This is a genomic window from Campylobacter sp. RM16189 (assembly GCF_012978815.1).
Lineage (GTDB): Bacteria > Campylobacterota > Campylobacteria > Campylobacterales > Campylobacteraceae > Campylobacter_A.
Window position 1 is genome coordinate 1 of record NZ_LIWR01000011.1, and the last position, 24339, is coordinate 24339.

Sequence of the window (24339 nt, forward strand, 5' to 3'; positions counted from 1 at the left end):
GTTTTTTGCCAAACAAGAAAAATTAAGCTTTTTTAATGATGATATATAATATGGAATTTTAAGTATAGATACAAACATTAGAACATTAGATGAAATAAATAAAGAACATTTAATACTAGATAGTAATTTTAATCGCTATTATGTAGCAAATGCACAAGACAGCATCAAACTCTATAATTCTTTAAATTTAAGATTTTATTTATAAAAACTTCTGCTTTAACTTTTTATTTAATGTAGTTTATCTGTCTTTTGAGTAGTTAAATTTTGATAGGAGTGATTTAAATTTGAAGATATCATAGCTTAAACATTTCTAATTATCTTAAAAAGGTTTAAGCAAAAATATTCCTTTGAGGTAAGTGTTTGGAACCTATATCCTTTTATACACTAACGTTAATTTTATTAAAGCTGCTAAAAAGCTCCAATATCTCTCTTCCTAATATATCAACTCCAAGCTCTTTTTGAGCTTTTACGAAATTAGTAAAAAACTCTTTGCTGATTTCATCTTTGTATGTTTGGCTTTTTCTTACTACCTTTTCAGGGGTATATTTTTTTATTTTACTTTCACCCAAGTTGTTTGTTTGCTCTGCTTGATTATATCCAAGAAATTTTTCGGTATCCTCTTTAAATTTTAGCCATTTTGCTTTAAATTCCTCTATACTTAGATCCGATCTATCAAGAAGCTCGCTATCAAACATTGGAAGTCCTGCGATTTCAGTATCTTGTAGAAACTGCATTAGCTTTTTAGACTCTGCTTGCGATATGCTTTTGTCATATCCTAATGCTTTACCCCAAATAGTTACTTTACCCTCTTTATCCCAACCGCTCATATGCCAACCCCATAGCTTAACTTCTATTTTTCCTTCAGGTGTAATATTTGCCAAGTCTATAAAGGATTCTTTCATACTGTTTTTAATTTTTTTTACAGCCTTGTCGGCATCGCTATCGGTTTCATAAATTTCTATAGGGCTAGTGGATTTTATAAAATCCACTAAATCCTTTTGTGACACATTGTCATTGTTTTTCTTAAGTTTCATCTTTTCGATAACATTCTGCGTATGTTCTTTGTTTAAATTTGTTACTTCTGCAATGCCTGCTACTTTGTCATCTTGTATTTGCGTTTCTTCTTTGTGAGCTTTTTTATCAGACATTACTATAATGTTGTTGCTATCGGTATGATTTATAAAACTATTAACATTGGTAAAATCCATTTTACCTATCATTTTAGTTCCTTTGAAATTTATAAAACACTCTGTATTCATATCGGCTAATGTTAAATTTTCTTAAGTCTTTTAAGCTGTAATAACCGGTAGTATTGATTTAAAATATCTATTAAGCATGAAATCATCATAAACAAATCTTAAATTTTGTCGATATATCCTGAATGTCTTTTAAAAGGATTTAAATGGATATTCTACTAAAAAACAGCTATGACATTAATGTTATGTTTTTGAAACACAAACAAGAACAAATTTCAACTTCTAAACTTACTAATAATGAACTTATAAAAGTAAGTAACGAAACACTAAGCAAAGATGAATATATAAGCAGACAAAACGATCTTTTAAAATCTGCTACCGATATACTAATGCAAAACTCTCAAGCCTATTTATATAAAGGCGGCTTGGATATGGTAGGCGACATGGGCGTAGGATATGGCGGTCAAAGCAGTTATTATAACAATATGCCCGCATGGGCGAAAGTTTTGAATTCAAATAGAATCACTAGAGAAGAATATAATAAGCTCGGTATGAGCCATGAGAGTTACGGATACGGCTTTTCTATCGGTTTATCAGAGTCATCAACTCGTTTAGAGCAATTTACCGATAGTGGATATTTTAAAGGAAACAAATCAGATAATATCTTAGAATACAAGCAAAATTTAAATCAATACGCAAAAGAAAAGACTATAAAAACCCAATACGGTGACGTAGAGGTATTTTTAGACTTATATGGAGATAACGATAAGCTAGGCATAGGTAATTTTAGCTCAAATGCTTTACTTTTTAACTTTGACAGTAACGCAGACGGAATATTAAATTCAAGCGATAAGCTGTTTAGTAAGCTTAAGGTAAGAGGATATGATAAAGATGGAAATGAAAAGATAGCAAATTTAAGCGATGTTACTAAAGGTATAGATTTAGCTCAGTTTATTAAAAAAGAGATAAATACCGACATAACAAGATCATGGGTAGATGATATAAATGCTTCTTTAAGAAAATTAGGCAGAAACGAAGTTGATACTTCAAAAATAGATAATCGTATGTTTTATTATCAAGATAACCCCTACACCGTATTTGCACCGGAGAGTAGATACAAAAAGGCGGAAGCCGATAGTATTAAGAACTTTTTTGATGCATACGCAAATAAAGACGGATGGGTAGATCTAAGAAACAATAACATATTTAACAAAGATAGCGGATTTAATAACTTTGCTTATGAAAAGGTAGGATTTGACGGAAAGCTAAAGCTTAGCGAGTTTAATCCTATAATAGAATCAGACACTCCTAAAGATAAAGACTTCTCATACACAGGATATCAAAGAAGTAGCTTTATGAAGTTTTATAACGATTACAATAAAGAGCTTGACGCTCACACTAAAGATATAGAGTGGCTAAGTAAGAATTTAAAAGATTACAATGTAGAAAACTCAGATGAGCTAATATCTAAACTAAAAGATAGTAAATCATCTTATATGCTTGCTATGGAAAATGAGTTTAAGAAAGCTACGGGATTAGAATTTAGCATATCAAATTTAGAAAAGGTAAAAAGAGCCTTTGAATCAGATAGTAATAAAGCCGCACTATCATTAAACGATAGCGATAGCGTAATAGCTATGAGAATGAATAGTAACGGAACCATAACCTTAAAATTTGATAGCGGTAGAGAGATAGACGTAAGAGATCTATATACCGATACGGGCAGATTAAATACTTCAGGAGATAAAAGAGCAAGCATAAACCTTGAAGCTAAGAATATGAGTAAGGAAGAGTTAAACAGCCTTGACTTTGAAACCATAGCTATTAAACAAGATGATAAATTTGTAAGTCTAAAAGAGCTTGGAGCGACAGCGATAAGTAAGATAATGAAAAACAATGAATTAAGGTTTTTAATACATCTAGCTGATAACAACATAATAAGCTCAAATGAGCTATACAATATCTCATATCTTAACCATACTCTAAATAGCAATGATAAACAGATACAAGAAAAGGATAGATTTTATAAGAGAGTGGATGTGAGGGTGTGAATTTTATTTGTTTAATAAAAAATAATATTTTTTAAAGTAATCCAAAAGGTTGCTTCTGATAAAACCAAAAAAATCACTATACTCTTTTTGTAAAAAGCTTGGACTTTGTTTTTTTACAAACAATAGATACATTTGATTAAGATGACTGTTTTTGGGATAGTTTTATCTATCCCATGTTTTTTATTTTTTACTACTAAGATTTTTAGCAATTCGAGGGGTGGACACGACACCTAGGCAAGATATAGACATAAATCTATCTTGCTGTTGTTATTTATTTTTCTACTAAAGTACTATTCAAATTATAAGAATTAAATGTATCTTTTAATCCCTTATTCTTAAATTCTTAACTCCTAAAGCATCTAATATCTGCAAAGCAAATGCAAAGCTAAATTTACCCCTGCTTATCTTATTTGCTATATTCATTCTATTATCCTCTACGCCTTTTTCTTTTAATAAAAGAGCTAATGTTTGATAATCCATATTCTTTCTTGCTATTTCAGATTTTATTATATTTTTTGCTTCTTGAAAATAATCCATCTCATACCTTTCTTGAAATTTAAATAATTATAGTACAAATGGTACTATTTGTCAATATATTATATCTTTTAATATATATTTATACTTTAAAGTGTTGACTCTAAATACTGTATACGATATAATCCGTTCACAAAAAGTATATATAAATCTTGATTAGTTAAAACAGATAGCGAAATTAAAGAATAAAAAGGATTTAAAATGCAACACTTCCTCCTCTCATCTAAAGCTAGAACGGTATCGGTTAAAAAGATAGCTTCTATGAATGAGAAGGATTGCTATGAGTATTTTAAATCGATAAGATGGAGCGATAATAAAGGTAATCCTATTTGTCCAAGTTGTGGAAGTGTAAATAGTCATTATTTTATAGAAGGCAGAATGCAGTATCGTTGTAAGGATTGCTTTCATACTTTTAGCGTTACTAGCGGAACTATATTTCACTCTCATAAGTTAGACTTTAAAACAATACTACTAGCTATAGTGATATTTACTAATGCCACTAAAGGTATTTCATCACTTCAACTTAGTAGAGATTTAGATGTTCAGTATAAGACCGCTTGGGTTTTATCTCATAAGATTAGAGAAAGCCTTATGGAACATAAACCTAATGAGAAATTTCAAGGAATTTGTGAAATGGATGGAGTCTATGTCGGAAACTATATAAGACCTGCTAATAATATAAATGATAGAATAGATAGACGTAAAGCTTTTAAACCTAACAAGAGGGTTATTGTCTCACTTCGAGAAAGAAACCTTAAGGGTAAAGGCGCAAGTAAAACAAAGACTTTTGTTCTTAAAAGCGAGAACAATATTGATATAAATAAAATAGCTAAAAATCATATTCTAGCAAATTCCCAAATTCATACAGATGAAAGTTCGGCTTATGATGATTTATTAGCCCATTACGATTTAAAAAGAGTAAATCATCAAATAGAGTATAGCGGAGTAAATGGAGAGAATAATAATCAATCGGAAAGCTTTAACTCAAGATTTAGACGTATGCAGTATGGACAGCTTTATAGAATAGGCGTTCTTTATCTTTCAAACTATGCTAATGAGATAGCATATAGAGAAGATACCAGAAGGCTAGATAATAGATCCATAGTGGATGATATTTTATCAAGATGCTTGGCTAATAATAGCATATCTAATGAATTCTGTGGATATTGGCAGGGTAATAAGAGAGTAGCTGAAAGACTTGGAGCTTAAGATATTTTATAGTGTTTAATTCCATCTACTTCAAAAGAGTTTAAAATATTTCTCATTTCCATATTTCTTATTGCAGAATAGATATTCTTTCTATACTCCACTATCTCTTTACTGCTTTTATTACTGCCAATTGATACATAATCGGTTATCTATTTAACGTTGCTAGGTTTTTCTTTTATACACTCTATTATCTTTCTACTAAGCTCTCCACGAGAAAAACGTCTATTATTAGTAATGTTTTTAGTTTTTATATCGTTTATATTATAGTTTGGATCAAATATCATAATGGCTTTACTTATAGTAGATAGTTCATCTTGTAACTCAGTTATCATCTCTTGATAATGTTTTATCTGTCCTTTAATTTCAGAATGTTTAGATACAAGAGCTGATATTACGTGAGTTTCTACTCGCTTCGCTCCTAGCTTTTCAAGAACTGCCATAACAAATCCTTTAAAGTAAATGTTTTTATAGCTTAAAAAGAAATGTCTATTATTTAAAAGCCATTACAGAATCTTAGCCTCTTTTATGATGAAAGTCTTGTGCATTTGCTACATAATAGCGATTTTAATAGCAGTTTAAGATTTGAAAGTATATCAAAAATAAAATCTGATAAAAAAGTACAAGATTATTTTGAAAATATTAAAAAAATGTCAATTGCTTGGATGACAAAGCTATATGTTATGACTTAACACATTCTTTAGGAAATTTTCTCCAAGATGGTGATTTAATAAATGAATTGAATAGCACAAAAAAAGAAGTTATTGCTGGTGATTTTATTATTTCAAGACTGCGCTCATATTTGAAAGAATTTGCAGTAGTACCAAAAAACATAGAAAAACAAATAGTATCTAGTGAATATTTGGTTTATAGACCAATAAACAACGAATTATCCTCGAATACTCTACTGGCATTTTGCCTGACGAGAGACGTTCAAAATATTTTAAAATTAAGTCAATATGGCACAGAGCATCCAAGATTTTATGATTTTGTTTTCAATGAATTACCAATTCCAATAAAAATAGTTGAAAACAACAGTTTAATAAATCAATGTGTTCAAAAATCACAAAATTATATTCAGAAATCAAAGGAATTATATCAAGAGGCTTCTAATATAATGTTGGAATATTTAAGATCTAACGATTGTGAACCAAAACACAGCATTGAATATACAATAAAAAATTTAGAAAGTATTATTAATCTCAATAGGTTAGATTCAGAATATTTTCAACAAAAATATTCTGATATTGAAAACAATCTTTCAAAATTTAAGTCTCAAGAAATTGATAAAAATGCAACATTAAAAAATAATAATTTTATTCCAAACAAGAACGAAAGATACATGTATATAGAACTCGCCAATATTGGAGCAAATGGATATATTGCAGGATGCGAGGAATACTATGGATCAGAATTGCCTACTCGTGCTAGAAGGCTAATTAACAAAGGAGATGTGTTAGTTTCGTCTATTGAGGGAAGTTTGCAAAGCTGTGCGATAGTAACAGAAAAATTTGATAGAGCAGTATCTTCTACGGGGTTTTATGTTTTATCTCCAAAAAAAGAAATGATTACATCTGAATGTTTAATGGTTTTATTAAAATCATATCCGATTCAATCATTGCTTAAAAAGGGATGTTTGGGTACAATTCTAACTGCTATTACTAAAGATGAGTTTATGAAAATACGAATCCCTGGGATAGACGATAAAGTTTCAAAGCTAATCACTGAAAAAATCAAAAGGAGTTTCAAATTAAGGAGTATGGCATATCAATCATTAAATAATACAGTTAGAGAAATTGAAAAAATACTGAGTTAGTTTTTAATCTATTTTTATTTTGTGCATTTGCTACATAATAGCGTAGATAATCCGGCAATAAACTTATTTCTAAGTTGCGGTTTTAAAGAAGAGTATAGAACAACTGAATATGTTATGTTAAAAAAGGTGTTGGTTGATTAAGAAATTTATACATCTTAGATCTTTAAAAATAGTTATTCTAACTTTTTCTATCTTTTTCCTTTTTTAAACTAATTTATTCTAAAAAATTCCCAAAAAAAGTGAGTCAGATGTGAGTCACTTAAAAATTTAATTAAACAAAATCCCTATAATACGGCACTTAATAGACTTGTTCTGTTCCGTCCTCCGCAACCAAATCCCAATTTTATCGATGTTTGAAAGCCCTTAAAAACTTACTTAATTTTTGCTGAAATTACATTGATTAGAAAATTTAGTATTCTAAGCTTTAATCCAAAATTTTTTATGTTTTGAGATTTCCATTGGCAGCACATTAAATTTCTCTTTAAAAATCTTACTAAAATGCGCCAAGGATCTATATCCTACGATACTAGCCGCCTCTTTTACGCTCACATCGTTTCTCATTAAAAGCTCTTTAGCGTTTTTAAGTCTCTCTTCTTGAAGCATGCCATAGATAGTATTGTTAAAATGCTGTTTAAAGCCTTTTTTGAGTTTAAATTCATTTATGGCACAAATTTTGGCAAGCTCTTTGATTGACGGTGGATTTGACATATTTTTAAGCAAAATTTCTCTAGCTTTTTTTATCGCAGCTATGTCATGTTCGCATAAATTTAGCCCTTTGCAGCACTCGTAGTTATCGCAAGCCGAAAAACTTTTATATATCATCTCCAAAATTTTAGCCTCTATAAAAATTTCTCTCATTTTGCCCTTATATATATGCGAATTTTCTAAGTCTTGAAGGATGAGTTTTTGAGTTAAATTTGTAGAGCTTGTTTTTATACTTGCAGGCTCAAGGCTGTTTATCTCGTTAAATAAAGGAAAATCGCTGATTAGTTCATTGTCTATAAATATACACTGACTCTTAAATCGCTTTTTTCGCTCATAGGTTACTTTACCCTTAAAAGGCTCTTTTATAACTCCTATCCAAGCATCATTTGGTTTAAAGATATTATTTGTGCTATTTTTTTCGTAATTCATACACACCGAACTGTTGCCTGTATTAAAATAGACAAAAGAGTATTTGCCTATGTCTGCGGAGTTAAAGACCTTGTAATCATCAAAATACATATCAAACATTCCGTAACCAAAACCGTTTGCGTTATTAAATATCTGTATGTTTAAGATCATCTCATTTGTTTTTAGGCTTAAATTTTTTAAGCAACGCTCGTTTCCACCCCAAGTCTCGTTAAAAAATTGCTCTAGCTCAGAAAAACTACTCATAAAATCCCTGCACCGTTAAATTTAATCCCTTTACCATTAAAAAGTAATAGTAATAATTATCAAATTATAGTAGCATTAAGCTTGAATAACTTTTAAGGAGTTTTGAATGAGCTTAAATCATATAAAATTTGTCGGAATTATCTCAGTTGCAGCGAGCGTTTGTCTGTTTGGAGCTGACTCTGTTTCTTTAAAAGAAGTAACGGTTTCAGCCAATAAAATGGAGGAAAATATCAAAGATATCCCTCAGAGCATAAGCGTGATAGATGAAAACGAGATAGAAGAAAAGCGTATAAAGGATACTGACAGCATCATGCGCCAGATTCCAAACCTAAGTGCCGAGCATTTTATCTATAAAACAAGAGTAAATTTTCGCGGCATAAATCACTCCGATTTTACTAATTCAAATCCGGTTACCATATATATAGACGGTATTTCTACGAGCAATAATATGGGCAATTACAACTCTATTTTAAACAATGTCGAGAGAGTTGAAATCTTGCGCGGACCTCAAAGCACGATTTATGGCAAAGATTCAATCGGAGGTGTTGTAAATGTCGTATCAAAACCGCCTAAAAACGAGTGGAGCGGCGCTGTAGGAAGCGAATACGGATCATATAACTACATGATGGGAAATTTTAACGCAAACGGTGCGCTAATAGATGATGTTTTATTCTTAAATATCGGAGGATACGCTTCAAAGGATGACGGCTGGATAACAAATGAGTATAACGGCGATAAAAAAGCCAATAAAACAAACGATCATAAATTTGATCTAGCCTTTACGCTCAAGCCCACAGATAGGCTAACCACGCGCTTAACTTTGGTTGAGGAGAGGTCTAAAGAGCATTTTTATCAAGGAGGAACAGGATTTTTTGGCACTATAGATTTAAAGGATGCCAAAAAAGCAAATTTTGAAGGACCTACATATAGCTTGGTTAAAACTTTTTCTCAAGCTTTTGGAGTCGATTATGAGTTTGATAGAGTTAAATTTTCGTCCGTAACTACTCATAAGAAATCAAAAGCAAATGGAATTTACGATAGCGACTTTACTTATGCTCCGTTACTTCCTTCTAATGGATTAATCCAGTTTCAAGATGTGCATTTAGATACTTTGTCTCAAGAATTTAGGCTTGCGAGTATAAATGCCGATAAATTTAAGTGGGTTAGCGGGCTTTATTTCGAGCGTGAAAAGACTGAAAACAAAAGAATGGGTCAGCAGTTTAGTCAAGGCGGAATGAAGATGGAAATGGACGCTCCTGCAACGGTAAAAGGCGATACTGCAGCGGTCTTTGGACAAGGAACTTATGAGCTAACGGATAGCTTTTTATTAACGCTTGGAGGAAGATTTCAAAAGATCAAAAAAGATATAGATATGGCGGCTTTTATGACTCCTCTTGGTATGCCTAAAGGTGCTCCTATAAATACTTTAAACGATTCTAAAACTTGGAACAAATTCCTTCCTAAAGCAGGACTAACCTATAGGATAAATGATGATTTGAGTGCGTTCTTATCATATTCTCAAGGTTATTTGGCGGGCGGATACAACTACTACGCATTTATCAAAGAGCAAGCTTTCGATGCGCAAAAGAGCCACAACTACGAGATAGGGCTTAGAGGTAACGCCTTTGATAATCGTCTTAGATTTAGCATATCGGCATTTCATATGGATATCAAGGATATACATCTATACTCTATTTTGCCGGGAGGAATATTTGTTACAAGTAATGGAGGAGAAGCAAAAAGCGACGGAATCGAGCTTGAAGCCTTTTATAGAGTTAGTAATGAGCTTGATATAAGCGGAGCGTTGGGCATAAATAAGACCAAATATAAAGAGAATATCCAGTATCCAAATGCGGTTAATAAAAGGATAGAAAATACTCCAAATTATACTTTAAATTTGGGCGTAGCTTACACTCATCCTAGTGGATTTTATACAAGAGTTGATCTAAGAGGAAATGGCGATAAGTATTTTGATGCTGAGAATAAATTTAAGCAAAAATCTTGGATGACCGCCGATATTCGTGCCGGATATAGGCTTAAGGCCTTTGATATCTATGGATACGTAACAAATATCACAAGCAACTCTCACGTCGTAACCTTCATGCATCACGGAGGCATATCGGGGATGAATCACTTTGCCGATCCAAGAAGATTTGGCTTAGGTGTTAGATATTCATTTTAAACTTCAAATTTGGGCTTGTTGTTTATAAGCCCAAATTTCTGCTTATAGCGGATTAAATTCGCTCAAATAAAATTAAGGAATTCCCATGAAAGAAAAGCAAGGAGATTTAACAAGGATCATCGAGCCTGTTGTAAAAGAGATAAAGCTAGGCATGATCTTAGCAAGCATCGCATCTATCTGCTATGTGCTCGCTTTTAGTATTTTTGCTTTTGTCATCTCGTATCTTGCAAATGCGGAGATAAACTATACTTTGCTGTCTGTAGGCACAGGATTTATCATAGCTGAATATCTTTTGCGCTCAAACGCCTTTAGAGTATCTCACGTGGCAGCCTTTAAGCTTGAGCAAATTTTACGCACCAAGCTTTCTGAGCATATAGCGGCGATTCCTTTCGGAGAGGTTATAACCAAAGGAAGCGGCAAGCTTAAAAAAAGCATGCTTGATGATGTGAAAAATTTACACTCTTTTGTAGCAGACACTACTCCTATGCTGGCAAGAGTGGCCGTAACTCCTATTGCATGCCTAATCGCACTTGGCTTTTTTGATCTAAGGCTTTTGGTGCTTAGCCTCACTTTGGTTTTTGTAAGTGCGGCTGTTATGAGTATGGCTTTTAAAGATAATGCAAAATATAGAAAAGAGTATGACGATAACCAAGCGCTTATAAACGCGTCTATTATAGAATTTGTTCAAGCTATGCCGGTGGTTAGGACATTTAGTGACGGCGCAAGCTCCTTTAAGCGCTATAACGATGCTCTTAACGCCTACTGCAAGAGTCTTAAGGAGTGGATAGCTCTGACGACTACCGCTTCAAGGGTTGCTATAATGCTTGCTAGTCCGATTATAACTCTTGTTGTTGTGGGTATAGCGGGTAGTTATCTTTATATGAATGGCAGTTTGGAATTTGGCAAATTTATAGGAGCGTTGATACTTGCAGCAGGCATTATAGAGTCGATGATGCCGCTTATGTGGGTAAATAATTTTGTTCAGCAGTCAAGGGCGGCAGCAAGCGGAATTTTAGAAATTTTAGATATAAAGCCTCTTAGAATTTCAGACTCATTTAAAGAGCCAAGAGATAGTTTCGTAGAGTTTAAAAACGTAAGCTTTAAATATGAAACAAGAGAGGAATTCGCCCTTAAAGAGGTTAATTTCAAGGTTGAGGTCGGGAGTGTAACGGCGCTTGTTGGCCCAAGCGGAGCGGGCAAAAGCACGGCAGCTCAGCTGATACCTAGATTTTGGGACGTTAATGAAGGAGAAATTTTAATAGGAGGAGTTGATGTAAGGCAAATTGAGCCTATGAAGCTAATGAATTTCGTATCTTTCGTATTTCAAGATACATTTTTGTTTAACGACACCGTGTATGAAAATATCTCAATGGCAAAGCCAAATGCAACAAGAGATGAGGTGATAAGTGCCGCAAAAGCAGCGCAAATTCATGAGTTTATAGAGACTTTGCCAAATGGATATGATACTATTTGCGGTGATAGAGGTGCAAATTTAAGCGGAGGGCAAAAGCAGCGCATAACCATAGCTCGCGCAATTTTAAGAGATGCGCCTATCATAGTGCTTGATGAGGCGACTGCATTTGCAGACCCTGAAAACGAAGAGAAGATCATCAAAGCCATTTCAAATCTCATAATAGGCAAAACCGTAATCATCATAGCTCACCGTCTATCAACTATTAAAAAAGCCGATCAGATCGTAGTTTTTGATAAGGGAAAAGTGGTAGAAAACGGACTTCACGAAGAGCTTTTAGTAAATGAGAATTTATACTCCAAGCTTTGGGATAGCTATACGCAAACTCAAATTTGGAACATCCACAAGGAGTCCAATCATGAATAAAGATATCAAATTCGCTTCTATAAAAGAGCTTTATAAGATGTTTTTAGAGATTGCAGGCTCGTATCAAAAAGAGTATAAAAATAGCCTTTATTCAGGCGTCGTAGCTATAGTATCCCAAGCTGTTTTGCTCTGTTTGTTTTACCCTCTTCTTGTTTTTGCTTATCAGGGGGATAAAAGCTCTTTAAATTTCGTTGTTTTAGCGATGATAGCCGTGCTTATAGTATTTATGGTGGCTAAATTTAAAAGCTCTCATTATGATCATGCGGGCACCTTTGTGGATGTAGGATACGATCTTCGCTTAAAGCTTGGAAAAAAGCTAACCTCAGTGCCTCTTGAAAGCCTAGCTAAATATAAGACCGGCGAGCTAAACGCCGTATTTGCAAGCAATGTTGATTCTGCGGTAATGTTTATGAACATGATACCTCTTATGTTTTTAGAGCCGCTTTTGATCTGCTCTTTTGTTATCATCGCCACTCTTTTTGCAAATTTAAAGATCGCTCTTATACTTATTGTGATGTTGCCTCTTGCTATCCCGCTTTATAATCTAAAACGTAAGATGGCAGTAGAAGATAAAAAGAAATTTATGACGGCAAACGCGTCTCTTGAATCAAGCATAATAGAATATATCCAAGGTATAGGCGTGCTTCGATCCGTAAATTTGATCGGCAAAAACTCAAATAAGCTACAAAGAGAGATAGAAAACGTAAGGCAAATTCAGCTTGATGAGATGACGGGATCAAATTTGCCTATTTTGCTAACAGGAAGCTTGATCATATTTACTACTTTGTTAGCCGTTTTTGTGGGTGTTTATCTTAATATAAGCGGTGAAATTTCGCTTGGTCTTTTTGCGGCCGTGTTGGTTATCCTTCCAAGGCTAAATGAGCCGTTTTCGATACTTTTAGTGGTGGCTAGCGTTTTTGACGTTAGCGAAAACGGTTTTAGGCGCACGAAAGAAATTTTAAATATGAAAGAGCTTGAATTTTATCCGCCTATAACGATACCAGAAAAGTTTGATATCGAATTTAATGAGGTTGATTTTGCCTATTTTGGTAGCGATAAAAACTCTCTTAATAGTGTTAGTTTCAAAATTCCCGCCAAGAGCATGACCGCTATAGTAGGAGCCTCTGGAAGTGGCAAGACAACGGCTATAAAGATGCTTATGAGGTATGCCGACGCGCAAAAAGGGGAGATAAAAATAGGCGGAGTAGATATAAGGAGTATAAGGCAAGAAGAGCTTATGAAGTGCCTATCGGTGGTATTTCAAGATGTCTATCTCTTTGACGATACGGTGCTAAACAATATCCGCATGGGCAGAGCAAACGCGAGCGATAAAGAGGTAGCAAATGCAGCCAAAACGGCACTTTGTGACGATTTTATCTCAAGGCTTCCCAAAGGCTATGAAACTAGAGTAGGCGATATAGGCGGAAATCTCTCAGGCGGAGAAAAGCAGCGTATCAGCATAGCCAGAGCGATACTAAAAGACGCTCCTATAGTGATCTTGGATGAGCCTACCGCAGCGCTTGATACCGCAAGCGAACTTGCGGTGCAAAAGGCTATTGATACTTTAGTAAAGGATAAAACCGTCATAGTCATAGCTCATAGGCTATCTACCATCGTCGCGGCTGATCAAATTTTGGTCTTTGATGATGCAAATTTGGTTGAAAAAGGCTCTCATGAAGAGCTTTTAAGCGCAAAGGGTAGATATTACAGCATGTGGCAAGCTCAGCAAAATGTAAAAATTTGGCATGCTAAAAATAAAGATGCGTAATAAAAATTTAATAAATTGCACTTTGGCCAAGGTATGCTTAATAAATTGCCAATACGACCTTATCTTGCGCATAAAATTTAAGCTATCTATAAGGCAGGGCTTTGAATTTGCCTATTAAAATTTTAAATTTCAAAGCCCAAATCGCCTTTTTGATAATCTCTTTAAATATGGCTCAATACATAAGCGTCGGGTTTTTCTCCGAAAGCTTGGCGGCCATACTTAGGCAAGACGGACTCAGCTTAAAAAAGATAGGCGCGGTATATTTTATAGGATTATTTTATGGATTTAGATTTTTGTGGGCGCCGTTTGTGGAATTTGCGGTCGCAAAAATGGGTGGAGTTTATAAAAATTTTATCGTAGTTATCTTAACTCTGATGATAATCTCTCTTGGTATAACTTCATTTTTAAACGTGCGAGAAAATTTAGGCTTTATCTTGATTATGGCGGGTCTTCTTGGCTTTTTATCGGCTACTTCGGCTATCGCATCAAGCGCTTTGATTATCAAAATTTCAACTCCTCAAAATTTGGCAAGCGCAAATTCGCTAGGAGCTAGTGGAAATTTTATCGGGCATGTTTTAGGAACCGGCGTTACGCTCATAATATATGCAAATTTCGGCTGGATAGCTTCGACTCTGTTTTTAGTCTTTCTTACGCTTATCGCGCTTTTTATGATTATAACCTTTAAAGAGCTGCCAAGAGAGCTTGAGAAAAGTCAAAACCATGTAAATTTTAAGAACATGGCGATGTTTTTTAAAGATAAGAAATTTTGGCTAAGCGTGCTGATGCTTCAAGGTGTGGGTGTTTGCATGTCCTTTGGGCTTATTAATCCCATACTGGTTGATAGCGGAAGAGGGTTAGATGAAGTTGGAAAGATAGTTCATATATACGGGCTTTGCGGTGTTTTGTTGGGTAGCGTTATCGCAAGCTATCTTATAAATAAATTAGGTAGTATCAAAACAATAATTTTAGTTACGCTCATCCAAGCTGCGGGGATTTTAACTCTGCTTTTGCCTATTTTAGGATATACGAATTTCATAGTTTTGGTTTTGGTGTGTCAAATTTGTTTTGCCGTATATACTGTAGGCGCCGTAAGTGTCTCAACTATGATCATGAGAAAGGCGACAAAGCATCCGGCAAGTGAGTGCGCTTTGCAAAGTAGTATAAGCATGTTGTTTCAGTATATATCCTTTGCTCTTGGCTTTGTTATCGCCTCTTTTGTGGGGTATAAAGCAACGGTCGTTTTTTCGTCTATTATTTGCATCGGTGTCTTTTTCTATATTTTAAAATTTAAGAAATTTATCTAACTAAATATTATTTGGTATCAATTTATCTTAAACACAAACATCCTGCAAGAGTTTCTAATTGAAGGAAATATCCTCATGATCCTTGCTCTAAGGCTCCAGCGATCTTTATACATACTCATCATAACGCCCGTGCTTAGATGTTTTATCGCGGTTTTATCCCACTCTTCAACCTCACTTGGATCTTCTATACCCATTTTAAAAACTACGGCTTTTTTCATAAATTTAAGCGTATCATGCTTCCTAGAATCCATCTTTGCGGCAAAATTATTTATAAGATCAAGCGCGACTATGCCTTCAAACCTCCTAGCTAAATTTAAAAAGAACTCTTTAAAAACTTCTTTTTCAAAATACATCGCAACGCCTTCAAGCACAAATGCAAATTTCGCATTTGGATGTTTTGCCTTAAGCTCATCCATCCAAGCGGTCTCTAGCATGGAGCTAGCGATATTAAAATTTCGTTTGGCTTTTGGTACAAGGCTATCTCTAAGTGCAGATACATCGGGCAAATCAAGGTCGTAAAAGATAGCATTAGGGCAGATTTCTTCAAGTCTAAGGGGTCTTGTGTCAAGACCTGCTCCAACTTGCACAATAACGATTTCATCGTTGTTTTTAGTGAATTCTATAAGTGCGTCATCAAAAAATTTAGCCCTTATGATAACTCCTATACGGCTTAAATCGCTTGAATCAAATTTTGCAAAATCATAATCTATATTCTTAACTATCTCTCCTGAAAACTCATCTTTTAAAATCGGCTCTTTTACTTCGTTTTCAAGGCTTCTAAAATACAAATTTATAAGCAGAGTTTCCGAGATGTCATCGTTAAAAGCAATCTTTTGCATATCTTTAACCTTTATAATAATTTGTATCAGTATTATAATCAAAAATATTTTAAAATTTAATTATCGTTTCAAGAAAACTAAAAAAGCAAATTTATCCTAATGTCTATAAAACAACTATTTGTTGAAAATATAAAATTTATAAATTGTTTATAATTTTAGTTTAATCTTTAATTTTAAACAAAACAGGTATAATTCTTACAAATTTAATTATAAAGAGAAAAAATGGATAGAGTTGAACAAGCGATTGCCGATATAAGAAACGGCAAAATGGTAGTAATGGTCGATGATGAGGATAGAGAAAACGAAGGCGATCTTGTCTTTGCAGGTGCGTTTAGCGATACGCAAAAGGTAAATTTTGCCATAACTCACGCTAGAGGTGTGCTTTGTCTTGCGGTTTGCGAGGAGATAGCAAAGAGGCTTGAACTTGATCTGATGGTGAGTAAAAACACCTCGTGCCACGAGACGGCCTTTACCGTTACGATAGATGCAAAGGCGGCTACAACGGGAGTTAGCGCTTATGAGCGCGATATGACGATACGTTTAGCCACAGATCATACTTCTAAGCCTGAAGATTTCGTAAAGCCGGGGCATATCTTTCCTCTTATAGCCAAAAAAGGCGGCGTGCTAAGCAGAACAGGTCACACAGAAGGCTCGGTTGATCTTTGCAAATACGCAGGAGTGACGCAAGCTGCGGTGATTTGCGAGATCGTAAAAGATGATGGAAATATGGCAAGAAGAGCCGATCTTGAGGAGTTCTGTAAGAAATTTGGGCTTAATATGGTCTCGGTTTCAGAGTTGGTTGAGTATAGGCTAAAGCATGAGAGTTTAATAGACATAAAAGAAAAATCAGATGCTAAGATAGCTGGCTTTAATGCCGTTAAATACGACATAATCGACCATAAAGACCAAACGCATTTTGCATTTGCATTTGGCGAAATAAACAAGCGTGCAAATGTAAAATTTCACAAAACCGCAAGCGATATCGAGCTTTTGACCTCGGCTAAATTCGAAGATCTTTTAAAATCGATCAAGTATCTAAGCGAAAACGGTGGAGTTTTGGTATTTTTGCAAGATGAAAAAACCTGCGACAGCACTATAAAAGACTTTGGCATCGGAGCTCAAATTTTAAGAAAGCTAGGAGTTGAAGAGATCGAGCTTCTAAGCTCAAGCAAAAACCGAGAATTCGTAGCTCTTGGCGGATTTGGTCTTGATATAGTGGAGTATAAAGAGCTTAATTAAGCTTAAATTTGCAAAACCAAGGAGGCTTTTTGCAAAAGGTGATTTTCACTCTGTTTTTCTTGTTTGGGACGATTTGCGTTTGGTTTTATTACGCTAGCGGCGATGTTAAATTTCTGGTTTTGGCGGGCTTTTTGCTTGCTAGCTTTTTGATATATCTGCTTGCCGGCAATAAAGCACAGAACAAAAATGATGTAGAGCGAGCCTTTGCAAAGACTCCAAATCTGGGGCTTTTGCTCGTAGATGAAAGCGGAATAATCAAATTTATAAACAAAAAATTTGAGCAAATTTTTAATCTTGAAAGCAAAATATACTATGAGCGAGAATTTAACTCTCTCGTTTTAAATTCCAAAGAGCTTGAGTGCTTAAAAAGCTTTTTAAATCTTAAAAACCACCCTCACGAAAACCAAAATTTCATCGTCTGTATCGATAAAATTTTTTACCGATTAAACGTCTCAAGCGTGCTTGAGGGCGGAGTTAAATTTGACGGATTTATCATCACAGCAAGCGATGTGACGCACGAAAGAGAGCTTGAAGAAAAACAGGCCGAGCACCACAGAATGCTCATATCTAACGCAAAGATGGCGGTTGTGGGCGAGATGATAAACTCCATATCTCATCAGCAGCGCCAGCCTCTTAGCTCTATCTTGCTATCGCTTGAAAATATCGAAGACTGCTTAAATGAAGCCAAATTTGACGAGACAAGAACTCATCTAAGTCGCTGCAAAAACGGGATCAGGCTTATGGATGAGACGATAAGTGCTTTTAGAAGTTTTTATAAAAACGATAACAATATAATAAATTTTAATGTAAAAGATGTTATAAACGAGCTTGCGTTTATAGTAAAGCCGCAGATGAATACGAATGGAATTTTGTTTGAGTTTGAGTGCGAAGAGGGTGAATTTATCGTTTGCGGTATGTCTTCTTACGTGAAGCAAATTTTACTAAGCCTGCTTTCAAACGCCAAAGATGAGCTTGTGAATTTTATGCAAGATGATATATATTTTGAGCCCAGAGTTTGGGTGGGTTTGCAAAGGGCAAAAGGCGAAATTTGTATAAGCGTAAGCGATAACGGTAGCGGTATAAAAGGGGATAAAGAGCGTATCTTTGAGCCGTTTTTCACGACCAAAGAAGAGACGGGAACGGGCATGGGGCTTTATGTGGCTAAAATTTTAGCTACCGATAAGCTTAGCGGAAGACTTGTGCTTGAAAGCGCCAAAGAGCCCACGAAATTTGCGCTTTATCTAAAAAGAGAGGTTAAAGAGGCGGATAATGTATAGTAAGATAAAAGAGATATTAAAAGATGTGAATTTGCTTCTGGTCGAGGATGATGATGACTTAAGAGAGGCGATAAAAAGCGCGATAGAGCACTATGTGCATGAAATTTACGCTTGCAGGGACGCCAAAGAGGCGCTGGAGTGCTTTGGCTCGCGCAATATAAATTTGATAGTTTCTGACATCAACATGCCCAGAATGAGCGGTCTAAAAATGGCTTCGATCATCAGAAAGAGCGATGAGAACGTGCCTATTTTATTTCTAACTGCTTATGATAGCGATGAAAATATGCTAAGTGCGATCGATGTTAAGAGCTCGGGCGTGCTTAAAAAGCCTTTTGACAAACGCGAGCTAGTGATGACAATGAGCTTTGCGGCGAATAAATTTAGAAGCGATTTTGCAAGCGTTGATCTTAAAAACGGCTTTGTGTTTAACGCATTTACAAGAGAGCTTTATAAGGACGGTGAAGTCGTGGCGCTAACTAAAAAGGAGCAAGCGCTACTTCATCTGTTTCTTAAAAACCAGACGCGAACCGTTAGCTTTGAGATGATAGAGGCTAACGTGTGGCAAGGAGAGAGCTGCACGAGTGATGCGATACGCTCGTTTGTCTATAAACTTCGCAAGAAGCTATATCCTGAACTCATCCAAAGCGCTCAAGGTAGAGGCTACAAGCTCTGCTTAAACGAGGAGTGCGATAGGACGGTGAGCGAGGTTGGCTATGTTTGAGAAAAAAATATAGCCCAAGAGTTGTATTTAATAGATATTTGTTATGCTAAAATTAAGTATATTTATTAAAATTTTCTAAATCCACAAAACTACTTAAATAAATTCATAAAATTTCATAAATTTCAAAAAAATCATACTTAAATCATACTTTTTATCTATAATTTCCCTACAACCACGATAAAGGAGAAATATGAAGAAGGTATTACTATCAGTAACGCTAGCCTGTTCGCTATTTGCCGCAGGAGAGGTTTATACGGATGTCGTTAAGCCGCTTTTTTCTGATGCGACTTCAACCAAGTCCATAGGCAGACTGCTTCCAACCAACGCAGTTAAGATAAGCGAAGATAGCGGAGATAGAGTAAAGATAGTCATCCGTGGCTACAAAAACCCTGCTATAGATAACGTGATCTACTATAGCGACTCACAGCGCGTTATAGCGGCTGCATTTGCTAAGACGGCTAAGATCGAGTATAAAACACTTGAAAAGGGCAAAAACGGCAAATGGGACAAAGTAGAAGCAGTTGCTTACACCACAAAGGGCGAATTTGTAAATGAAGTATCTTCTATGTTTGCAAGAGCCGATCAGTTATACAAAGATAACTGCGGTATTTGCCACGGTGCTCATGCGACCGATCACTATACTGCAAACCAATGGCCGGGTCTTGTAAAATCGATGCTTAGCAGAACCGCGATAGACAAAAAAGACGAGTGGCTCATCACGCAATATCTTCAAAAACACTCTTCGGATGTGAAGTAGTGCCTAAAAATGCTTAGACGAGAGATAAAAACCACAAAAGGAGAAAAGATGAATAGACAAAGACGAGATGTTTTAAAATTTGGCGCACTTTTAGCCGGAGCTCCTCTGCTATCAAAGGTTACAGCCACAAATTTACTAGCCGATGAGCTAAATCCGGCCCTTGTAAAAAACGGCACCGTAAATACCGCAGCTCACTGGGGTATGCTAAAAGTGGACGTTAAAGACGGAGTTATCGTAGGTTCAGGTCCTGTGCAAAAGACAAGCGAGATACCAAACCCGCTTCAAAATTTCACAGCCGATATGGTCTATAAAAGCCGTATCAAATACCCAATGGTGCGCAAAAGCTATCTAATGGATCCAAATAACCCAAAACCGGAACTTAGAGGCAAAGACGAGTGGGTTAGAGTAAGATACGAAGATGCTATCAAGCTTGTTGCTAGAGAGCTTAAAAAGACGAGAAAAGAAAAGGGCAACCAAGCTGTATTTGCAGGAAGCTACGGCTGGAAATCAAGCGGTAACGTGCACAACTCAAGAATTTTGCTTCATAGATTTATGAACTTAAGCGGCGGATTTGTGGGTCACTTGGGCGATTATTCAACGGGAGCAAGTCAAGTTATCATGCCTCACGTTGTAGGAAGTATCGAAGTGTATGAGCAACAAACCAGCTGGCCGCTTATACTTGAGCACTCAAAAGTAGTAGTTATCTGGGGAGCAAATCCTATATCCACACTTCGCATAGCTTGGACTTCGACAGACGAGCAAGGCTTTAAATACTTTGAAGAGCTTAAAAAATCGGGCAAAAAAGTGATCATCATCGATCCTATCAAGAGCGAAACAGCTCAATACTTCGACAAAGCTCAGTGGGTAACTCCTCTGCCAAATACCGATACAGCGATGATGCTTGGTATGATGCACTACCTATATACAAGTGACAAATACGATAAAGAGTTTATCTCAACTTACACAGTGGGCTTTGATAAATTCCTTCCTTACCTGCTTGGCAAGACAGACGGCGTGGCAAAAGACCTAGAGTGGGCGAGTAAAATTTGCGGACTTAAAGCTTCGCTTATAAAAGAGCTTGCAGATACCTTTATGGATAACCGCACTATGCTAATGAGCGGATGGGGTATGCAAAGAGCTCATTACGGCGAGCAACCGCACTGGGCTATGGTAACTCTAGCTGCTATGCTTGGACAAATCGGACTTCCTGGCGGTGGATTTGGTCTTAGCTATCACTACTCAAACGGCGGTGCGCCGACTTGCAAAGGCGGCGTATTAAGCGGTATGAACAGCGCAAGCGTTGGAAATTTCAATGAAGCGGGAGAGTTTATAGGAAGTGTTACAGGTGGCTTTGATAAAAATGGTAAATTTGTAGCAAAAACTGTTTCTTCGGGTGGCACAGGTCAAAGCTGGCTTTCGAAAGCGACAGAGTATGTATTCCCTCTAGCTAGGATAGCTGAAGCTCTGCTAAATCCGGGCAAAATTATAGATCACAACGGTAAGAAGATAACATATCCTGATATCGACTTTATCTACTGGGTCGGCGGCAACCCTTTCTGCCACCACCAAGATACAAACACACTTGTAAAAGCGTGGCAAAAACCTCGCACTATCGTAGTAAATGAGCCATACTGGACGCCGACTGCAAAGATGGCTGATATAGTGTTCCCTACAACAACTCAGTATGAGAGAAACGACATCACTATGACCGGTGATTACTCAAATATGAACATTGTTCCGATGAAACAAGTTGTTGAGAAATTTGGTGAGGCAAGAGATGACTATCAAATTTTCACCGATCTATGCAAAGCTTATGCTAAAAATTTAGTCGTAGCCTACACAGATAATGGAAAAGACGAATTTGACTGGATAAAAGAGTATTACAACGGAGCATACGCTCAGGTAAAAGCAAACCCTGATCTAGTAACAGACATGAAAGAATTTAACGAATTCTGGAATGAAAACAAGGCTATTACATTTGCTTCTACACCTGAGAGCGATCAGTGGGTGAGATTTGGCGAATTTAGAGAAGATCCTATCCTAAACGCACTGGGAACGCCGTCAGGTCTTATAGAAATTTACTCAGAAACTATCGAAAAGATGGGATATGACGACTGCAAAGCTCACCCTATGTGGTTTGAGCCTATCGAGTGGCTGGGTATGAAGGATAAACCTGCTAAATTCCATATGATAAGCGCTCACCCGGCAGATAGACTTCACTCGCAACTAAGCAACACAAGCATCCGCGATAACTACGCAGTGGCAAATCGAGAGCCGATTTGGATACACGAAAAAGACGCCAAATCGCTCGGTATTAAAAACGGCGATTTAGTTCGCGTCTTTAACGCTCGTGGTGAAGCGCTTGCGGGAGCGGTTGTAACCAAAAACATCATGCCTGGCGTTGTGAGACTTTGCGAGGGTGCTTGGTATGATCCTGATATGAACGGACTATGCAAAAACGGTTCGGCAAACATGCTAACCATAGATATGCCAACCAGCAAACTTGCAAACGGAAATATCTCTCATACAGCTCTTGTAAATATCGAGAAATTCAAAGGCGAGGCGCCTAAACTAACTGCATTTAGCGATCCTAAATTCGCTATGTGATATCCAAATTCTACCGCTTTATTCGGCGGTAGAATTTATATATTTTCTACATTTTGTAATCCCATTTATTTTAATATCTTTTAAATAATAAACTAGTAGAATTAATTAAAATTTAAAATAAGGAAAATATTAAATGAGATCAATAACAAACAAAATCGCTATTATGCTTATTGTGGCGCTTTTTATTTCGTTTGCTGCCATATCTGTGGTTAATTATTGTATGGCTCAGGATAAAATTGTCAAACTTGTAAATCAAAATCAAGAGCAGATCCTAAAAGATGTAAAAAGTGTTATGGGTGAATTTTTTGATTCCTATAAAGAGTATGTAGTAAAACTTGCTAGAGATATAGCGAATTCATCTGGAAGCGATGATGAAATTTTCAAAATAGTCAAAGATGCTAGGCATTGGGGCACTAGCTTAATATCTCTTGCTTATTACGGTAGAGAGTCTGATGGTGCGACATTTTTTTCGGACGGAAACCCGGCAAAAGACTATGATCCAAGGACTCGTGGCTGGTATAAAAAGGCAAAATCTGAAAATAAGGCTATCTTTACAGAGCCTTATATATCTGTGGCAAATAATCAACTAGTGGTTAGTTTTTCTGCTCCTGCTATAAAAGATGGCAAGCTAATAGGTGTGGCGTCTTTAAATGTTGGCATAGATGGACTAAATAAAGAGATACTTGAAATGGGTAGAACCGAGTATAGCTATATCTATGTCATTGAAGGCAAAGATGCAAAAATTTTAATGCATTCAAACTCAGGCAATTTGTCAAAATCTCTGCCTTCAACAGTGCAGCTTATGAAAGAGGTTGAGAGTAAAAATTTTGATGAAAATGGATTGATTTCTTATGTAAATCAAGAAAATCACAATGTATTTGCTAAAATTTTATCTTTAAATAGTGAGGGTTGGCTGGCTGTAGCAGAGATTGAGGGCGATACTTTCAGTAACAATACTATGCCTATTTTAAGAACTCAAGCTATTTTAGCGATAATATTTGTGATAGCTCTTTCAGCGTTTGTATACATACTGCTTAAAAAATCGCTAAATCCAATAAAAGCCATCCAAGATAAGCTAAATGACGTATTTAAATTTGTGACCTATGAGGCAAAGGCTCCTAAAAAGTTAGAAATAAGCACAAATGATGAATTTGGAGTCATGAGTAGGGTTATAAATGAAAATATAGATAAGGTTATAGAAGGCATTAAGAAAGACAACATGATGATAGATGAGCTAAATAGTGTTGCGAATTTGATGATCAGAGGAAATTTGGGTGTGAAAATTTCATCCGATCCAAATAATCCATCACTTTTGGAGTTAAAAGATTTACTAAATACATTCTTTGATTCTATATCTGAAAATTTAAAAGATATCACAAAAGTCTTAAACCTATATACAAAAAATGATTTTACTCAAAAAGTAGTGCTTAGAGAGGGTCTTGAAAGTGATTTGAAAGATATGGTTATGGGTGTTAAAAACATGGGAGATGTAATTTGTAAGATGCTTCAAGACAATCTAAATGAGGCTCAGATGCTCGAGGAAAAGGCTAATATTTTGGCTAAATCTATGAGGGAGCTTACCGACGGAACCAACATCCAAGCAAATTCTCTTCAAGAAAGTGCTGCAG

General features: G+C 35.7%; 18 protein-coding genes. 13 read left to right on the plus strand and 5 right to left on the minus strand.

Annotated features, from left to right (window positions below):
• Window positions 1-377: 377 nt before the first annotated feature.
• Complete coding sequence (locus tag CDOM16189_RS07520; RefSeq protein WP_169976205.1) at window positions 378-1220, minus strand: Cj0814-related protein; 843 nt, start codon at window positions 1218-1220, stop codon at window positions 378-380.
• Between the two features lie 182 nt (window positions 1221-1402).
• On the opposite strand from CDOM16189_RS07520, the gene CDOM16189_RS07525 reads away from it, so the two are divergent.
• Window positions 1403-3247, plus strand: a complete 1845-nt coding sequence (locus CDOM16189_RS07525) for a response regulator (protein ID WP_249321649.1) — start codon at window positions 1403-1405, stop codon at window positions 3245-3247.
• Between the two features lie 321 nt (window positions 3248-3568).
• Here CDOM16189_RS07525 and CDOM16189_RS07530 read toward each other — a convergent pair whose 3' ends face one another.
• The gene (locus CDOM16189_RS07530) at window positions 3569-3784 is read right to left on the minus strand and encodes a DUF6471 domain-containing protein (RefSeq protein ID WP_169976203.1); all 216 of its coding nucleotides are present in this window, start codon (window positions 3782-3784) and stop codon (window positions 3569-3571) included.
• A gap of 198 nt (window positions 3785-3982) precedes the next feature.
• Here CDOM16189_RS07530 and CDOM16189_RS07535 point away from each other — a divergent pair, with 198 nt between their 5' ends.
• Window positions 3983-4990 carry an IS1595 family transposase gene (locus CDOM16189_RS07535; RefSeq protein WP_169976201.1) on the plus strand — a complete coding sequence of 336 codons (1008 nt, stop codon included), beginning with the start codon at window positions 3983-3985 and terminating at the stop codon, window positions 4988-4990.
• A gap of 149 nt (window positions 4991-5139) precedes the next feature.
• On the opposite strand, the gene CDOM16189_RS07540 is transcribed toward CDOM16189_RS07535, so the two are convergent.
• Window positions 5140-5430: a hypothetical protein gene (locus CDOM16189_RS07540; RefSeq protein WP_170000920.1), complete on the minus strand. Its 291-nt coding sequence runs from the start codon at window positions 5428-5430 to the stop codon at window positions 5140-5142.
• Between the two features lie 218 nt (window positions 5431-5648).
• Here CDOM16189_RS07540 and CDOM16189_RS07545 point away from each other — a divergent pair, with 218 nt between their 5' ends.
• On the plus strand, window positions 5649-6803 hold the full coding sequence (locus CDOM16189_RS07545; protein WP_169975994.1) for a restriction endonuclease subunit S domain-containing protein: 1155 nt from the start codon (window positions 5649-5651) through the stop codon (window positions 6801-6803).
• A gap of 417 nt (window positions 6804-7220) precedes the next feature.
• Here the strand turns inward: CDOM16189_RS07545 and CDOM16189_RS07550 are convergent, their stop codons facing one another.
• Window positions 7221-8180, minus strand: coding sequence for a helix-turn-helix transcriptional regulator (locus tag CDOM16189_RS07550; RefSeq protein WP_169975992.1), 960 nt, complete (start codon window positions 8178-8180; stop codon window positions 7221-7223).
• Between the two features lie 106 nt (window positions 8181-8286).
• On the opposite strand from CDOM16189_RS07550, the gene CDOM16189_RS07555 reads away from it, so the two are divergent.
• The 4 genes from CDOM16189_RS07555 (at window position 8287) to CDOM16189_RS07570 (ending at window position 15271) form a co-directional block, all read left to right on the plus strand.
• Window positions 8287-10362: a TonB-dependent receptor gene (locus CDOM16189_RS07555; protein WP_169975990.1), complete on the plus strand. Its 2076-nt coding sequence runs from the start codon at window positions 8287-8289 to the stop codon at window positions 10360-10362.
• 85 nt (window positions 10363-10447) lie between these two features.
• On the plus strand, window positions 10448-12199 hold the full coding sequence (locus CDOM16189_RS07560) for an ABC transporter ATP-binding protein (RefSeq protein ID WP_169975988.1): 1752 nt from the start codon (window positions 10448-10450) through the stop codon (window positions 12197-12199).
• The gene (locus CDOM16189_RS07565; protein ID WP_169975986.1) at window positions 12192-13967 is read left to right on the plus strand and encodes an ABC transporter ATP-binding protein; all 1776 of its coding nucleotides are present in this window, start codon (window positions 12192-12194) and stop codon (window positions 13965-13967) included. The genes CDOM16189_RS07560 and CDOM16189_RS07565 overlap by 8 nt, the downstream gene beginning before the upstream one ends.
• Before the next feature lie 101 nt (window positions 13968-14068).
• Window positions 14069-15271 (plus strand): MFS transporter, encoded by a 1203-nt coding sequence (locus CDOM16189_RS07570; RefSeq protein WP_169975984.1) that lies wholly within the window; start codon window positions 14069-14071, stop codon window positions 15269-15271.
• Between the two features lie 17 nt (window positions 15272-15288).
• On the opposite strand, the gene CDOM16189_RS07575 is transcribed toward CDOM16189_RS07570, so the two are convergent.
• On the minus strand, window positions 15289-16110 hold the full coding sequence (locus CDOM16189_RS07575; protein ID WP_169975982.1) for a class I SAM-dependent methyltransferase: 822 nt from the start codon (window positions 16108-16110) through the stop codon (window positions 15289-15291).
• 222 nt (window positions 16111-16332) lie between these two features.
• Between CDOM16189_RS07575 and CDOM16189_RS07580 the strand changes: the two genes are divergently transcribed.
• The 6 genes from CDOM16189_RS07580 to CDOM16189_RS07605 form a co-directional block, all read left to right on the plus strand.
• On the plus strand, window positions 16333-17349 hold the full coding sequence (locus CDOM16189_RS07580; protein WP_169975980.1) for a bifunctional 3,4-dihydroxy-2-butanone 4-phosphate synthase/GTP cyclohydrolase II: 1017 nt from the start codon (window positions 16333-16335) through the stop codon (window positions 17347-17349).
• A 38-nt stretch (window positions 17350-17387) separates the two neighbouring features.
• On the plus strand, window positions 17388-18626 hold the full coding sequence (locus CDOM16189_RS07585; protein ID WP_349304346.1) for an ATP-binding protein: 1239 nt from the start codon (window positions 17388-17390) through the stop codon (window positions 18624-18626).
• The gene (locus CDOM16189_RS07590; protein WP_169975978.1) at window positions 18619-19347 is read left to right on the plus strand and encodes a response regulator transcription factor; all 729 of its coding nucleotides are present in this window, start codon (window positions 18619-18621) and stop codon (window positions 19345-19347) included. Before CDOM16189_RS07585 ends, CDOM16189_RS07590 begins: the two co-directional genes overlap by 8 nt.
• Window positions 19348-19537: 190 nt before the next feature.
• Entirely contained in the window at window positions 19538-20104 is a 567-nt protein-coding gene (locus tag CDOM16189_RS07595; RefSeq protein ID WP_169975976.1) for a cytochrome C, read from the plus strand.
• A gap of 48 nt (window positions 20105-20152) precedes the next feature.
• The gene (locus tag CDOM16189_RS07600; protein WP_170000921.1) at window positions 20153-22711 is read left to right on the plus strand and encodes a molybdopterin-dependent oxidoreductase; all 2559 of its coding nucleotides are present in this window, start codon (window positions 20153-20155) and stop codon (window positions 22709-22711) included.
• A 133-nt stretch (window positions 22712-22844) separates the two neighbouring features.
• The coding region (locus tag CDOM16189_RS07605) for a methyl-accepting chemotaxis protein (RefSeq protein WP_169975972.1) at window positions 22845-24339 on the plus strand (1495 nt) is incomplete at its 3' end.